At 69.3% G+C, this 535-nt stretch carries 1 protein-coding gene; it reads left to right on the top strand.

Going from position 1 to position 535, the window contains the following annotated elements; genetic code table 11:
• The coding region (locus tag AC1DTN_RS39045) for a GAF domain-containing protein (RefSeq protein ID WP_477925605.1) at nt 1-535 on the top strand (535 nt) is incomplete at both ends.

Here is a 535-nt window from a genome sequence, read left to right on the forward strand (position 1 = left end):
CTCCTGCCCTGCGATGCCGTGGCCCTGCTTCGCCTGGAAGAGGGCTGGCTTCTGCCCCTGGCCGTGGACGGCGTGAGCAGCGACACGCTGGGCCGGCGTTTCCGTGTCGAGGAGCATCCGCGCTTCGCGGCCTTGCTCGAGGCCGACGGGCCCATGCGCTTCCCGGCCGACAGCGCCTTGCCCGACCCCTACGACGGCCTGGTTGACGGCCTGGACGGCCATCTGCCGGTGCACGACTGCGTGGGCTGTGTCATCCATCTGGAGGAAAAGCCCTGGGGATTGTTGACGCTCGATGCGCTGACGCCGGGTCGCTTCTCCAGCGTCGACCTGGCCGCGCTGGAATCCTTCGGCAGCCTGGCCGCCGCCACCGTCAGCGTGGTGAATCGCATCGAGCAGCTCAAGTCGCGCGTGGAGCACGAGAGCCTTCGCGCCGAGGGCTACCGCCTGGCGGCGACGCCTCGCGAAAGCACCCTGCTCGGGCGCAGCCCGGCGATGCGCCAGCTTCAAAAGGAGATCGAACTCGTCAGTGCCAGCG

It is taken from the genome of Rhizobium sp. 01T444 (assembly GCF_056398305.1).